This is a genomic window from Nonomuraea sp. NPDC048882, assembly GCF_040649755.1.
In the GTDB taxonomy this organism is placed as follows: domain Bacteria; phylum Actinomycetota; class Actinomycetes; order Streptosporangiales; family Streptosporangiaceae; genus Nonomuraea; species Nonomuraea maheshkhaliensis.
Map to the genome: position 1 here is coordinate 64,874 of NZ_JBEZGB010000002.1, position 13,548 is coordinate 78,421.

Annotated in this window: 15 protein-coding genes; 12 read left to right on the forward strand and 3 right to left on the reverse strand. The window is 71.0% G+C overall.

Annotated features, from left to right (window positions below):
* The first annotated feature begins 5 nt into the window (after window positions 1-5).
* From AB0C27_RS05410 to AB0C27_RS05460, 11 genes are all read left to right on the forward strand, one after another.
* Window positions 6-644 carry a histidine phosphatase family protein gene (locus AB0C27_RS05410; protein WP_357838233.1) on the forward strand — a complete coding sequence of 213 codons (639 nt, stop codon included), beginning with the start codon at window positions 6-8 and terminating at the stop codon, window positions 642-644.
* A 16-nt stretch (window positions 645-660) separates the two neighbouring features.
* Window positions 661-1,455 (forward strand): endonuclease/exonuclease/phosphatase family protein, encoded by a 795-nt coding sequence (locus tag AB0C27_RS05415; protein ID WP_357838236.1) that lies wholly within the window; start codon window positions 661-663, stop codon window positions 1,453-1,455.
* Window positions 1,456-1,476: 21 nt separating this feature from the next.
* Entirely contained in the window at window positions 1,477-2,988 is a 1,512-nt protein-coding gene (locus AB0C27_RS05420; RefSeq protein ID WP_357838239.1) for an ABC transporter substrate-binding protein, read from the forward strand.
* A gap of 59 nt (window positions 2,989-3,047) precedes the next feature.
* The gene (locus tag AB0C27_RS05425; protein ID WP_357838242.1) at window positions 3,048-4,250 is read left to right on the forward strand and encodes a phospholipase D-like domain-containing protein; all 1,203 of its coding nucleotides are present in this window, start codon (window positions 3,048-3,050) and stop codon (window positions 4,248-4,250) included.
* 218 nt (window positions 4,251-4,468) lie between these two features.
* Window positions 4,469-5,185, forward strand: a complete 717-nt coding sequence (locus AB0C27_RS05430) for an SDR family oxidoreductase (protein WP_357838245.1) — start codon at window positions 4,469-4,471, stop codon at window positions 5,183-5,185.
* A 50-nt stretch (window positions 5,186-5,235) separates the two neighbouring features.
* A complete protein-coding gene (locus AB0C27_RS05435) occupies window positions 5,236-6,081 on the forward strand; it encodes an MBL fold metallo-hydrolase (protein ID WP_357838247.1) in 846 nt (281 codons plus the stop codon).
* Window positions 6,078-6,914 (forward strand): alpha/beta hydrolase, encoded by an 837-nt coding sequence (locus AB0C27_RS05440; protein ID WP_357838250.1) that lies wholly within the window; start codon window positions 6,078-6,080, stop codon window positions 6,912-6,914. Before AB0C27_RS05435 ends, AB0C27_RS05440 begins: the two co-directional genes overlap by 4 nt.
* A gap of 21 nt (window positions 6,915-6,935) precedes the next feature.
* On the forward strand, window positions 6,936-7,808 hold the full coding sequence (locus AB0C27_RS05445) for an alpha/beta fold hydrolase (protein ID WP_357838253.1): 873 nt from the start codon (window positions 6,936-6,938) through the stop codon (window positions 7,806-7,808).
* A gap of 37 nt (window positions 7,809-7,845) precedes the next feature.
* Window positions 7,846-8,319: a MarR family transcriptional regulator gene (locus AB0C27_RS05450; protein ID WP_346114276.1), complete on the forward strand. Its 474-nt coding sequence runs from the start codon at window positions 7,846-7,848 to the stop codon at window positions 8,317-8,319.
* Window positions 8,320-8,527: 208 nt separating this feature from the next.
* Window positions 8,528-9,616, forward strand: coding sequence for an MBL fold metallo-hydrolase (locus AB0C27_RS05455; RefSeq protein ID WP_357838256.1), 1,089 nt, complete (start codon window positions 8,528-8,530; stop codon window positions 9,614-9,616).
* A gap of 45 nt (window positions 9,617-9,661) precedes the next feature.
* Window positions 9,662-10,138: a helix-turn-helix domain-containing protein gene (locus AB0C27_RS05460; protein WP_357838259.1), complete on the forward strand. Its 477-nt coding sequence runs from the start codon at window positions 9,662-9,664 to the stop codon at window positions 10,136-10,138.
* A gap of 70 nt (window positions 10,139-10,208) precedes the next feature.
* On the opposite strand, the gene AB0C27_RS05465 is transcribed toward AB0C27_RS05460, so the two are convergent.
* Window positions 10,209-10,739 carry a WHG domain-containing protein gene (locus tag AB0C27_RS05465; RefSeq protein WP_357838262.1) on the reverse strand — a complete coding sequence of 177 codons (531 nt, stop codon included), beginning with the start codon at window positions 10,737-10,739 and terminating at the stop codon, window positions 10,209-10,211.
* A 94-nt stretch (window positions 10,740-10,833) separates the two neighbouring features.
* Here AB0C27_RS05465 and AB0C27_RS05470 point away from each other — a divergent pair, with 94 nt between their 5' ends.
* Entirely contained in the window at window positions 10,834-11,541 is a 708-nt protein-coding gene (locus AB0C27_RS05470; RefSeq protein ID WP_357838264.1) for an MBL fold metallo-hydrolase, read from the forward strand.
* Window positions 11,542-11,648: 107 nt separating this feature from the next.
* Here AB0C27_RS05470 and AB0C27_RS05475 read toward each other — a convergent pair whose 3' ends face one another.
* Both AB0C27_RS05475 and AB0C27_RS05480 read right to left on the reverse strand, forming a co-directional pair.
* Entirely contained in the window at window positions 11,649-12,875 is a 1,227-nt protein-coding gene (locus AB0C27_RS05475) for a riboflavin synthase (protein WP_357838267.1), read from the reverse strand.
* Between the two features lie 234 nt (window positions 12,876-13,109).
* On the reverse strand, window positions 13,110-13,400 hold the full coding sequence (locus tag AB0C27_RS05480) for a sigma factor (RefSeq protein WP_357838270.1): 291 nt from the start codon (window positions 13,398-13,400) through the stop codon (window positions 13,110-13,112).
* Window positions 13,401-13,548: the final 148 nt, after the last annotated feature.

Genomic DNA, 13,548 nt, shown 5'->3' on the forward strand with positions numbered 1-13,548 from the left:
GCCGGGTGCGTCTCGTCCTCGTCCGGCACGGCGAGTCGGTGTGGAACGTCGAGGAGCGTTACCAGGGGCAGTCCGACTCGGGGCTCACCGCCACCGGTCGCGAACAGGCCGACGTGGCCGCGGCGGCGCTGCTGGCCCGCTTCGGTACGCCCGACCTGGTCGTCTCCAGCGATCTGCCCAGGGCCATGGACACGGCGCAGGCGTACGTTCGTCACTTCGGCATCGAGGCCAGGCTGGACGCCCGGCTGCGCGAGGCGGACATCGGCTCGTGGGCCGGGCGGCCGTTCACCGAGATCGCCGCGGAGTACCCGGACGTGCTCGCGGCCGTCGGGCGCGGGGAGGACGTGCGGCGCGGCGGCGGCGAGACGTTCGCCGAACTGCGCCGGCGGGTGTGGCAGGCGCTCACCGAGGCGGCGGACACAGCGGTCGGGGGCGCGACCGTCGTGGTGTTCACCCACGGCGGCCCGATCCGGGTGGCCGCCGCAGCCGCGCTGCGCCTGCCGGTGCCCGGCCATCTCAGCTTCGCCCCGCCGGTGAACACCTCGCTGACCGTCATCGGCTACGCGGGCGAGCGGCAGGACCACGCGGTGGTCGAGTACAACGCGCCGACCACCTGGGCCGCGCAGGCCGCGCGGGCCGACTGAATCGGAAGGGATCAGCATGCTGACCGGATCGTTCACCTTCGTCGCCATGACCTACAACCTGTGGGGCGACTGGCACCTGGAGCAGCGCGAACCGGCGATCCGCGACCTGTTCACCACCCGGCCGCCCGACCTCCTCGCCACCCAGGAGCTCCGCCCGCGCTCACGTGCGGTGGTGGACGAGGCCATGCCGGGACACGCCCGGGTGCACGACGACTTCCCCGGCTGGGGCACGCAGAGCAACCTGTGGTGGCGGCGGGAGCTGTTCGACCTGGTGGAGTACGGGACGCGGGACGTCGGCATCCTCGCCGCCGACGCCAGGCTGTTCTGGGTACGGCTGCGCCCCCGGGCCGAGGGAGCCAGGCCGCTGGTGTTCGCCACCGCGCACCTGACCTGGCCGGGCCACGAGCGGGAGCGGGAGGACCGCCGCAACCTGCGCACCGGGCAGGCGGAGCAGGTGGCGGCCGCCCTGGACGAGATCGCCGGCGACGAGGTCTGCCTGTTCACCGTGGACATCAACGACATCGGCCAGCCGCTGTGGGTGCTCGGCAACAGCGGCTTCCTCGACTCGTTCACCGCCCTGGGACGCACGTCGCCGGTCACCCACCCGGTGTCGCCGCTGCCGTTCGTCACCGAGCGCGGAACGCGCCTGTCACCTCTGGGGTCCCCGTCCAAGGCCATCGACTGGATCTTCGCGAGGGGCCCGATCACCACCCGGGCCAGCGAGGTCGTCGACTTCTTCTCAGCGGGCACCGCCCCGTCGGACCACAAGCCCGTCGCCGCGACCTTCACCCTGCCGTCCGTGACGGCGTAGAACCAAGCAAGGAGACAGGCAATGATCGCACGTTCCCGGGCCAAGGGCGGCCTCGTCGCGATGGCCCTCGTGCTCGGCCTCGCGGCCTGCGGCGGCTCCGGCGGCGCCGGCGACGCCGCAGGCGGCGGGCAGGTGCTGCGGTACGCGCCGCAGCTGTTCCCCGTGTCGCTCGACGTCCAGCAGTTCCCCGCGGAAGAGGCCGTTCAGACCACCGTCCAGCAGGGGCTGGAGACGCTCACGGTGATGAAGGACGGTCAGCCGGCGCCGAAGCTGGCCACGTCGTGGGAGAGCCCCGACGACAAGACGTGGGTGTTCCACCTGCGCGACGGGGTGACCTTCAGCGACGGGACCCCGTTCACCGCCAAGGACGTCAAGGCGTCCGTGGAGCGGCTGATCAGCCTCAAGGGCTCGCTGGCCCCGCTGCTCGCCTCCATCACCGGCGTGGAGGCCACCGACGACCGCACGGTGACGTTCCGCACCTCGGCACCGCTGGGCACGCTGCCCAGCACCCTGTCCCTGGTCTTCATCGGCCAGGGCGACAAGGTCGCGAGCGACGCGTACTGGCAGCGGCCGATCGGCACCGGGCCGTTCACATTCGACGCGTTCAGCCCCGACGACAAGGTGGAGCTCAGCCGCAACGACACCTACTGGGGCGCCAAGGCCAAGGTGGCCAAGCTGGAGATCCTCAACATGCCGGAGGTCTCGGCCCGGATCACCGCGCTGAACAACGACGAGGTGGACGTGCTCGCCTCGATCCCGCCGGACCAGGTGGCCGAGGTGTCCGACGTGGACGGCATCACGTACGGGACCGGGCCGAGCTTCAACTACTACTTCATCTGGTTCAACCAGAACAACAAGCCGTTCGACGACGTCAAGGTCCGCCGGGCCATGCTGCACGCGATCGACGTCAAGGGCGTCGTCGCCAGCCTGTTCGGCGACCTCGGCACGGTGGCCCAGTCGCCGATCACGCAGGCGGTCTTCGGATCGACCAAGCTGGAGCCGTACGCCTACGACCCGGAACTGGCCAAGAAGCTGCTCGCCGAGGCCGGGCATCCCGACGGGATCAGCACCACGATCCAGTGGCCGCTGGCGGGCGGGCCGAACATCCGGGCCATGGCGCAGGCGTTCATCTCGTCCTGGGAGAAGGTCGGCATCAAGGTGCAGCCGCTGGAGAAGGAGCGGGCGACCTGGCTCAAGGACTTCGGCGCGCTCAACTGGGACATGAACCTGCAGACCAACACCACCGGCACCGGCGACGCCGACTTCACCCTGAACCGGCTCTACACCTGCGACGCCAAGCGGATGGGTTACTGCAACAAGGAGCTGGACTCGATCCTGGCCAAGGCGCGCGCGTCCCTGGACCAGGACGAGCGCAAGACTCTGTACGCCCAGGCCAGCAAGACCATCTGGGATGAGGCGGTCGGCATCTTCCCGGTGGACCTGAAGAACAACTACGCCGTCCGCGACAACGTCAAGGGGCTGGAGATGCCGGTCAGCGGGCGGCCGGACTTCTCGCTGGTGTCCGTCGAATAGCGCCTCCGCCCACCCTCGCCCTCGACACAGCACCCTCAGCACAGCGCAAGGAAACACCCATGCCTCGAATCCGCCCCGCCGTCCTGGCCGGGCTCGCCGCCCTGACCGCCTTCGCCGCTCTGTCCGTACAGACGATCGACGTTCCCGCCGCGCAGGCCGCCCTGCCCGAGCCCGCCCGCAGCGCCTGCCGTAACGCCGCCGAGGTGCCGGTCACGACCGGCGCCGCCTTCAACGACCCCGTCGCCGGCACCCCGACCGCCGTCGTGGAACGGATCTGCTCGCTGATCAAGCAGGCCCCGGCCGGGTCGTCGATCGAGATCGCCGAGTTCGTCATCTCGGGCGACGCCGGCGCCGACTACGTGGCGGTGCTGCTCGACGCGTACCGGCGCGGCGTCCAGGTGCGCATGGTCATCGACGGCTACCAGATCGACAACCCCGCCGCCGAGCAGTTGATCGCCACCCTCGGCACCGACAGGTCGGCCGCCTCGTGGGTGCACGTCTGCGGCCACATGAGCCCGGAGGGCAACACCACCTCCTGCCAGGGCACGAAGGGCATGCACAACAAGTTCTCGCTCTTCTCGCGGACCGGCGGCCGGCGCGACGTGGTCGTCCAGGCCTCGAACAACCTCACCGACGTCAACTCCACCAGCTACTGGAACAACCTGGTCGTGCTGCCCGGCAACCGCAAGCTCTTCCAGGGGTACGGGAAGTACTTCGACGACCTCGCCGCCGAGGTGCAGAACCCCGACTACGACACCACCGTCAGCGCCGCCGGGCCTGGCGGCCGGATCACCGCCCAGTTCTACCCGGTCGCGGACCGCGACCCGATCGAGCAGCGGCTCGGCCAGGTCCGCTGCGCGCCAGGGAACGGCACCCGGGTCGAGATCGGCCAGTCCGAGTGGGACGACACCCGGCTCGCGATCGTCGACCGGCTCGCGGCGCTGGTGAGCGCCGGCTGCCAGGTGCGCGTGGTGCACGGCCTGGCCGACGACGCCGTCACCGCAGCGCTGGACGCGGCCGGCGTGGGGCGGCGGGTGCTCGACGGCTCGACCTCCGCCGGGCGCATCCACTCCAAGTACATCGTGGTCACCGACCGGGCGCCGGGGCGGAGCTGGGTGATGACCGGCAGCCACAACTTCAACGCCACCTCGCTGCGACGCAACGACGAGGCGATGATCGAACTGTCCGAACGCTCGATCGTCCGGGCGTACGCCGACAACTTCGCCCGGGTGTGGGAGGTCGGCGCGATCCCGGCCGGGTGACACGAACCCGGAGGCCCAGGCCGGGTGACACGGAGATGAAGGCCCAGGCCGGGCGACACGGAGACGACGAGGAACGGCGCCGGAACTCTTCCGGCGCCGTTTCTTTGCGCTTCTGGCTTGCTCCCGCAATAGTCAGGGGCTAACTTGTGTTGAGATAAGTCAGGTCGCCGCCTCCCGATGGGCGGCGCCCGACGGTTGACGACTTTGGGGGAGCTGCCATGCGAATCCGTAATTCCGTCGCGCTGGTCACCGGCGCCAACCGGGGCCTCGGCCGGCACCTGGCCGCCCAGCTGGTCGAACGCGGTGCGGCCAAGGTCTACGCGGCGGCCAGGGACACCGCCACCATCGACCTGCCCGGCGTCGTACCGCTGCGGCTGGACATCACCGACCCCGACGACGTGGCCCGCGCGGCCGAGGTGGCCGGCGACGTCACCCTCCTGGTCAACAACGCCGGCATCGGCGCCCGCGAATCGCTGCTCACGGGCGACATGGCCCGCATCCGCGCCTTCATGGACACCAACTACTACGGCACCCTGAACATGTTGCGGGCCTTCGCCCCGATCCTGACCCGCAACGGGGCGGCGGCGGACGGCGCGGGAGTGCTCAACGTGCTGTCGACCGCGTCGTGGCTGCACCTCGCCGCACAAGGCGGCTACAGCGCCTCGAAGACGGCCGGGCTGGCGCTGACGGACGCCGTACGCGAGGAGCTGCGGCCCGACGGCGTGCTGGTCACCGGGCTGTTCGTGGCCTTCATGGACACCGACATGGCCGCCCGGGTGCCGGCCGACGCGAAGATCGACCCCGCCATCGTCGCGACGCGGGCCCTGGACGGCGTCGAGTCCGGGCACGAGGAGGTCCTCGCCGACCCCCAGACCGCCGCGGTCAAGGCCACGCTGTCGACGCCCGGCCCGGTACCGGTACCGGTGCTCCCATGAGCAACGCCGGCCCGGTCCGCTCCTAGGTACGCAAGAAAGGTCAAGCAGTTATGTCACTCAGTTACGACGTGTTCATCGCCGAGCCCATCCCGCTCAACGTGAGGGAGCGGGTACCCAACGGCGACGAGCGCAGGTTCTCCCCCCTGTCGATCACGCTGGTGTACGGCGACCGCGACGCCGTCCTCGTCGATCCGCCTCTGACGCGGAACCAGGCGGACGACGTCGCGCGGTGGGTCGAGGCCACCGGCAAGAACCTCACCCACATCTTCGCCACCCACGGCCACGGTGATCACTGGTTCACGGCGAGCCTGCTCGCCGAGCGCTTCGACGCCCAGGTGGTCGCCTCGGCGGGCACGATCGAGGAGATGCGGCGCAACGTCGCCATCCGCCCGCAGTTCTGGGACGCGCTGCTGCCCGGCCAGATCCCCGACGCGCCCGTCACCGCGACCGTGCCGGACGGGAACCGCATCAACCTCGAAGGCCACGAACTGCGCATCGTCGAGGTCGGCCACAGCGACACCGACGAGACGAGCGTCCTGCACGTGCCCGACCTCGACCTGGTCGTGGCGGGCGACGTCATCTACAACGGCGTCCACCAGTACCTCGTCGAGTCCAAGGACGGAGGCGTCGACGCCTGGCGCAAGGCCATCGACATCGTCGAGGGCCTGCGGCCCCGTTTCATCGTGACCGGCCACAAGAACAAGGACCTCGACGACGACGCCCAGCGCGCCATCGCCGAGACCCGCCGCTACCTCGACACGGTGGACGAGCTCCTCCCGCGGCACGAGACCGCTCGCGGCTTCTTCGACGCCATGCTCGAGCGCTTCCCCGCGCTGCTCAACCCCGGCGCCATCTGGAGCGGCGCGCTCGCGCTCCGTCCGGAGAAGACTCCATGACCACCACGTACGCGGCCGACCAGGCCGAGACCCGCTACGTCACCTCCGCCACCGCCACCTACGGCTATCGCCGGATGGGGCCCGCGGGAGGCGTTCCGCTGGTCATGGTGCTGCGCTTCCGCGGCACCATCGACTACTGGGACCCGGCGCTGCTGGACGTCCTGGCCGCCGAGCGTGACGTGATCGTCTTCGACAACCGCGGCCTCGGCCACTCCACGGGCGAGCCGGCCGACTCCGTCGAAGGTCTGGCCGAAGGCGTCATCGACTTCCTCGACGGGCTCGGTCTGAGCGAGGTCGATCTGCTGGGCTGGTCCCTGGGCGGGTACGTCTCCCAAGGCGTCACCCTTCGCCGGCCCCACCTCGTCCGGCGCCTCGTCATCGCCGGCAGCGGGCCGGGCGGCGCGATTCCGGACATGCCGCGGATGAGCGAGAAGACGTGGCTGACCGCGACCAAGCCGGAGAACGTGGACGACGACTTCCTCTACCTCTTCTTCCCCGAGGACGAGGCGGGCCGGGCGGCGGGCCTGCGGTCGCTGCGCCGCCTCGACACCCGGCTGAGCGAGACCAAGGCGGGCGTCAGCCCGGCGGCGCTCGCCGCGCAGATGCGGGCCGCCGCCACGTTCGGCGGGTACTGGGACCGGATCGAGGAGCTGACGCTGCCGATCCTGGTGGCCAACGGCGCGCACGACGTCATGATCGACGCCTGGGGCAGCTGGGTGATGTCGCAGAAGCTGCCGAACAGCAAGCTGGTGATCTACGGCGACGCCGGTCACGGCTTCCTGTTCCAGCACGTCGAGGACTTCGGCCGGGAGGTCCTGGCCTTCCTGCGCTGACCGCCGCGGAAAGGGAGCAACATGCGTGCCTTATCGCGCAAGGTCAGCGGTTTCTTGGCCTTCATCACCCTGCGGACGACGTTCGCGGTCCTGGAGCGCGTGGCGCCGGGGCCCGGCTCGGCGCTGGCCGAGCGGCTGTGGTGCACCGTGCCGCGCCGCACGGTCAGACCGGCGAACGTCCTGCCCGGAAAACGGATCACCGTCTCCGTCAACCGCCGGGCCGTGGCCGCCGAGATCTGGGGCGACGGGCCGACCGTCTACCTGATGCACGGGTGGGGCGGCTCGCGTGGGCGGTTCGAGACGTTCATCCCTCCGCTCATCAAGGCCGGTTACCGCGTCGTGGCGCTCGACGCGCCCAGCCACGGCGCCTCGGCCCCGGGCGTGCACGGGCGGCGGCGGGCGGTGGCGGCCGAGTTCGCCGAGGCGCTCAGGTGCCTGATCGCCGAGTGCGGGCCGGCGTACGGGATCGTGGGGTATTCGCTCGGGGGCGCCGCCGCCGCGCTGGTCGTCCTGGACGGCGTGCCGGCGGGTCGGGTCGCTCTCGTCGCGCCGATGGCGAGCCCGCTCGCGTTCGCCGGCACGTTCGGCCGCGTGCTCGGCCTCGGCGAGCGCGTCCGGGCCGGCCTGCTCGAACGGGTGGAGCGCCGCAACGGCCGGCCCCTGTCCGACCTCGATCTCGCGGCCCGGGCCGCGACCATGAGCGAGCTGCCCCCACTTTTGGTCGTGCACGACCGGGACGACCAGGTCGTTGATCTGGGCGGCGCGGAGGCGATCACGAAGGCGTGGCCGCGAGCCGAGCTGCTGCACACCGAAGGGCTGGGCCACCAGCGGATCCTCCGCGATCCGGAGGTCGCGCGGCAGGTCGTACGCTTCCTCGCCGGCCCGCCGAGATAGTTGCGGCCGGGCGCAACCGAGAGGGTAACCTGCTCGGATGACGACCCCGGTGACCGGCCTGGACCGCGAAGAGGAGATCCTCTGGCGCTCCCTCATCGAAGTGCTCGTACGACTCCCGCGCCTGCTCGACGAGCAGTTCACCCGGGAGGCCCAGGTGGGGATGACCGAGTACTCGGTCCTCGTCGCGCTGTCCGAGGCGCCGGACGGCGAGCTGCGCATGGGGGAGCTCGCCCAGGCGACCGCGCTGTCCCGCAGCCGGATCAGCCGGGTCGTCGACGACCTGGTCCGCCGCTCGCTGGTGACGCGGCGCAAGTCCGAGCAGGACGCGCGCAGTTCGCTCGCGGCCATCGCCCCGGCCGGCGCGGCCGTGCTGGCGGCGGCCTATCCGGGACATCTCGCCCGGGTGCGTTCGCTGGTCTTCGACCATGTCACGAGGAGTGAGATGCGGACGATGACGGAGGCGCTCTCCCGGGTCCTGGTGGCGCTACGCGAGGCCGCGGGCGACGACTGACCGACCCGATCCTGCTTCCGGCGGCGGGATGCTTGTCGGCATATAGTTGCTTGCTTCCGCAACTAATCTGGCGCATACTGACGATCGTGACACCGGCTTCATCCTGGGATAGCCGCGCACTCTAGCGACTCCCGACCAGCAATCCCGACTCCACTTCTGCCATCTACGGGCGGAAACTATTTCACAACGCAACTACTTGGAGCGCATCATGACCTCCTCCCCCACTTCCTCCGATCGGCGCGCCTTCCTGCGGCGGGCCTCCGTCGCGGCCGCCGTTCCCGCCGCGGCCGGCCTCCTCGGCCTCAGCCTGCCCCGTGCCGCGTCCGCCGCCTCGGCCGCGGCGGGCGAGCTGCCGGACTACGCGCCCGTGCCGGCCGGCGCCCTGGGCCCAGCCGTCAACGAGTCCGGATATTTCGTGGAACGCGTGCGCGGGAACCTGTACTGGGTCACCGACGGCTTCTACCAGGCCATGTTCCTGACCACCACGGAAGGCGTCGTGGTCGTCGACGCGCCGCCCACCATCGGCCGTAACCTGCTGCGCGCGATCGAAGAGGTCACCGAAGCCCGCCACCGGCCCAGCCGCGTGACGCACCTGGTCTACTCCCACTCGCACGCCGACCACATCGGCGCCGCCTCGATCTTCGGCAGCGGCGTCACCCGCGTCGCGCACTCGGAGACCAAGCGCCTGCTCAAGACCGCCAGGGACGCAAACCGCCCGCTCCCGGCCGTCACGTTCGACGACCGCCACGAGCTGCGGGTGGGCGGCGAGCGGCTGGTGCTCACCTACCACGGCCCCAACCACAGCCCCGACAACATCTTCATCCACGTGCCGTCCGCGGCGACGCTGATGGTAGTGGACGTGATCTTCCCCGGCTGGGTGCCGTTCAAGAACCTCGCCGAGTCGCAGGACATCCCGGCGTGGATCGCCGCCCATGACACGGTGCTGGCGAGCTCATGGAGCACACTGGTCGGCGGGCATCTCGGGCGCCTCGGCAGGCGCTCCGACGTGACCCTGCAACGCGACTACGTGCGGGACCTGTCCAGCAGCACGCGTGCGACCATCGGCAAGCTGGACCCCACGCCGTTCTTCGCCAAGTACGGCCCCACCGGCAACGCCTGGGCCGTCTTCAGGTCGTATCTCGACGCCGCCGCCGCGCAGGCCGCCGCCCCGGTCGTCGCGAAGTACAGCGGGCTGCTCGCCGGCGCGGACGTCTTCACCACCTCCAACGCGGCGGCCCTGGTCAACTCCGCCCGCATCGACCAGGGCGTCCTCGGCGCCTTCGGCATCCACCCGTAAGGACAGACTAGCCTCGACAAAAGTCAGCTCGGTACAATGAGGGACATGGGGAGTGTGCTGGAGAATCGGGACGCGTGGTCGATGGAGAACTGCTCGATCGCGCGGGCGTTCGAGGTGATCGGTTCGCGTTCCGCGGTGCTGGTGCTGCGGGAGGCGTTCTTCGGCGCCCGGCGGTTCGACGACTTCGTCCGCCGGGTGGAGGTCGGCGAGCCCGCGGTGGCGGCGCGGCTGAAGGAGCTGACGGCGCTGGGGCTGCTGGAACGGGTGCCGTATCGCGAGCCCGGCCAGCGGACGCGATACGAGTACCAGCTGACCGGCAAGGGCCGGGCCCTGTTCCCGGTGATCGCGGCGCTGCGGGAATGGGGAGACGCGTGGGCGGCCGACGCTGCCGGCCCGCCACTGCGCTCGGTGCATCGGGGATGCGGGGCTGACGTGGGGGTCCGGCTGGTGTGCGCGGAGGGTCATGAGGTGACGTTGGAGGAGATGGAGGTCCGCGCGGGCCCAGGCCTGATCACCTCCTGACGGCTCGGACCGAGCGCTCCGGCGCCGGCGCCCCTTCTTGAGGGAGGGGCGCTCACGGCCCTGCCCCTACCTAGTGATCGGGCGCCAGCGCGCGGCGCATGCCGGCCAGGCCGTACTCGAAGGCCTGCTCGACGTCGCCCCCGAGCTTGAAGGCGCCGAGGAGTTCCATCTCGATGAAGCCGGTGATCCACGCCGTCAGCAAGCGGGCGGCTTCGAGCGCATGCTGTTCGCCCACGATCTCCCTGGAGACGCGCAGCACCGGATCGGCCACGCGGGCGCGGACCTCGGGCGCCACGTCCGCGGTGAGCATCAGCCGGAACCCGGCCGGCCAGTCCTGGGCGAACCGGCGGTAGCAGCGCCCCAGCGCGTCGATCGACCCGTCGGTGGCCTCCAACCGGGTGATCAGGTCCTCGATGGTGGCCTCGGCGACGGCGGTCAGCAGCGCCGCGTGGTTGGCGACGTGTTTGTAGAGGGACGGGGCGCGCACTCCGACCTTCGCGGCGACGTTCTGCATCGTCAGCTTCTGACCGCCGCCCTCCTCCAGCAGGTCGCGTCCGGCGGCGACGATGCGGTCGAGCGAGGTCTTCACTGGGGTCGGCACCGTTGATCCTCCCGAGGGGAAAGCTATTGACGTTAGCCATCATAGCTAATTATCGTAGCTATCAACAGTCCCGTCCACCTTGGGGAAGAAGACCATGAAACTCGCGCCCAACCTGCACCGCCTCGGTAACGATCTTGTGGCGTGCTATCTCGTCGACACCCCCGACGGCATCACGCTCATCGACGCCGGACTGCCCGGCCACTGGCGGGACCTTCAGCACGAACTCCGCTCCCTGGGCAAATCGGTCGAGGACATCCGCGGGCTCGTGCTGACCCACGGTGACTCCGACCACATCGGCTTCGCCGAACGCCTGCGGCGCGATCACGGCGTGCCGGTGTTCGTGCACGCCGCCGACGCCGTCCGCACCCGTACGGGAGAGAAGCCCAAGACCGCTCTCGGCCCCATGCGGATCGGCCCGACGCTCGGCTTCTTCGGCTACTCCGTCGGCAAGAACGGCCTGCGTACGCGCTACGTCAAGGAGGTCGTCGAGATCGGCGACGGCGACGTCCTCGACCTGCCGGGCAGCCCAGTGATCATCGGCATGCCGGGGCACTCGCCGGGAAGCGTGGCGGTGCACGTGCCGGTGGCCGACGCGGTCTTCGTCGGCGACGCGCTGACCACGCGGCACGTGCTCACCGGGCGCGTGGGCCCGCAGCCCGCCCCCTTCACCGACGACCCGGCGGAAGCGCTCGCCTCGCTCGACCGGATCGCCGGGCTGAAGGCGTCCTGGGTGCTTCCCGGCCACGGCGCTCCCTGGCGCGTCTCACCCGCCGAGGTGGGCGAGACGATCAGGAAGGCTTGAGCCGCCCCGGCACGCCGTACGCCGCCCGCCGATCAGCGAGGGCGGGGACGCTCCGGGCACGCCGTACAGCCAGGTGCCGGGAGCGTCACCTCACAGAGAGCGTTCTCTCACAGCCAGGTGCGGAGGGCGTCGATGTCGACCAGCGGCAGTCCCCAGCGCAGGGCGGACGCCTCCAGATCGGCCGCGCCGGCCATGACGCCGTCGCGGCGCATCACCTCGCAGCACACCCCCACCGGCGGCAGGCCGGCGGCCAAGCACAGGGCGACCGTCGCCTCCGTGTGCCCGCCGCGTTCGCTCAACAGACCCGGCCTGGCGGCGACCGGGACGACATGGCCGGGCCCGACGAAGTCGGCCGGCCTGGCCTCGGGATGGGCGAGCCGCCGTACGGTCGCCGCACGTTCCGCGGCGCTGACCCCCGTGCCGGTGCCGGCGGCCAGATCCACCGGCGTGCGGAAGGCCGTCCCGTGGTGATCCCCCTCGCCGGACGGCGCCAGGATCTCCAGCCGGTCCAGGACCTCGGGCGCGCACGGGACGCACGGGTAGCCGCACACCTCGGTCAGCAGGAACGTGAAGGCGGCCGGGCGCAGGTTCTCGCCGGCGAAGATGACGTCGCCCTCGACCTCGCGATCGGGGTCCCACACCATGACCGCGCCGCCGGCGGCGATCTGCCGAACCGCCTTCTCCACCCCGACCCGGCCCGAGAGGTGCCCGGCCCAGCCGAGCGCCGCGACCGCGCGGGCGACGTTCGCGCCGGCGGAGGCGGGCCCGGCCTCGGCCAGGCGGCTCACCAGGTCGGATTCGAGGTTGACCCGGTCGCCCTCGGCCAGCCCGGCCAGGGTCGTCCCGGCCAGCGTGGCCGGGATCAGCGCCACCGAGAACCGGTCCTTGACGATCTCGGCCACCGTCAGGCTCACGCCCTCGACCGCGACCGACCCCTTGGCCGCGATCCTGCTCAGGAACCGGTCCGGCGGGCGGATCCACAGCCGCCGCCCGCTGCCGGGCTCGTCGTCCACGCGCACGACCTTGCCGACGCCGTCGACGTGGCCCTGCACCAGATGCCCGTCGAGCGGGTCGCCGACGATCAGCGGCGTCTCCAGGTTCACTGGCCGGCCGGGCTCCGGGGGCTCGTCGAACGTGGTCCGGCGCCGGGTCTCGGCGCTGATCGAGGTACGGATCAGGTCGTGCTCCACGCTCTCCGCGGTCACGCAGACCCCGGCGACGTTGAGCGAGCCGCCGGGGACCAGCCGCCCCGCGGACTTGGCCGCCCGGATGCCGAGGCCGCTCGCGTCGGCGTACTCGATCACGCCGATCTCGTGGATTCGTCCGGTGAACATGCCCATTCCCTTCGTGCCGGCGTCGGCCGCGTCCGTCGCGGCCGGTGGCGTCAGGGACCGTCATGGGGTCCGAGAGGGGGCGGGGTATCACCGCGTGGCTCCGGAATCGCACCGGATCGTTCCTCCCTGGGGAGAAACCGGGGGCTGTCACCGCCGCACCTGGAATTGCACCGCTGTCAACGATAACCGGCGCGATCTCCGATGGGAACAGCAGTCCGGCTGCTCCCACGCGTTCTACCCCTTGATCACGTCGTCGCGTGGACCGCCGTAGACGGGGTTCCTGGTGAGGCGGCGCACCTCGACCCGATAGTGGTTGGCCAGCACCTTGCGCGCCACGCCGTACAACCACAGGGTGGCCTGCTCTCCCTCCGGCACCTCGCCCATCCGCCGCCAGGCGATGGCGAAGGTCTCCGCCACGACGTCCGCCGCGTCCTGCGGCGAGTGACAGCGGCGGGCCGCGTACGCCGTGATCAGGCCGTACGTCGCCCGGTAGACGGCCTCGAACCGGTCCGGCTCGCTACCCACGGGCCGGTCCCGCGTCCGGTTGCCCCGGCATCCCCATGGCGGCCTCCTTCATGGCTTTGGCTTATCGACATCTGTGCCTATGTAAGGAGTCGGACCATCATTTCGCGCCAAAGCCGGATTTTTCACGACTGCTTCCGCCGTGGCACCG

Bases quoted from the DNA above. Each gene is read 5' to 3' on its own strand.
- AB0C27_RS05475 (WP_357838267.1), bottom strand. From the start codon at position 12,875: ATGTTCACCGGACGAATCCACGAGATCGGCGTGATCGAGTACGCCGAC.
- AB0C27_RS05470 (WP_357838264.1), top strand. From the start codon at position 10,834: ATGAAACTCGCGCCCAACCTGCACCGCCTCGGTAACGATCTTGTGGCG.
- AB0C27_RS05450 (WP_346114276.1), top strand. From the start codon at position 7,846: ATGACGACCCCGGTGACCGGCCTGGACCGCGAAGAGGAGATCCTCTGG.
- AB0C27_RS05455 (WP_357838256.1), top strand. From the start codon at position 8,528: ATGACCTCCTCCCCCACTTCCTCCGATCGGCGCGCCTTCCTGCGGCGG.
- AB0C27_RS05420 (WP_357838239.1), top strand. From the start codon at position 1,477: ATGATCGCACGTTCCCGGGCCAAGGGCGGCCTCGTCGCGATGGCCCTC.
- AB0C27_RS05460 (WP_357838259.1), top strand. From the start codon at position 9,662: ATGGGGAGTGTGCTGGAGAATCGGGACGCGTGGTCGATGGAGAACTGC.
- AB0C27_RS05445 (WP_357838253.1), top strand. From the start codon at position 6,936: ATGCGTGCCTTATCGCGCAAGGTCAGCGGTTTCTTGGCCTTCATCACC.
- AB0C27_RS05430 (WP_357838245.1), top strand. From the start codon at position 4,469: ATGCGAATCCGTAATTCCGTCGCGCTGGTCACCGGCGCCAACCGGGGC.
- AB0C27_RS05415 (WP_357838236.1), top strand. From the start codon at position 661: ATGCTGACCGGATCGTTCACCTTCGTCGCCATGACCTACAACCTGTGG.
- AB0C27_RS05440 (WP_357838250.1), top strand. From the start codon at position 6,078: ATGACCACCACGTACGCGGCCGACCAGGCCGAGACCCGCTACGTCACC.
- AB0C27_RS05435 (WP_357838247.1), top strand. From the start codon at position 5,236: ATGTCACTCAGTTACGACGTGTTCATCGCCGAGCCCATCCCGCTCAAC.
- AB0C27_RS05425 (WP_357838242.1), top strand. From the start codon at position 3,048: ATGCCTCGAATCCGCCCCGCCGTCCTGGCCGGGCTCGCCGCCCTGACC.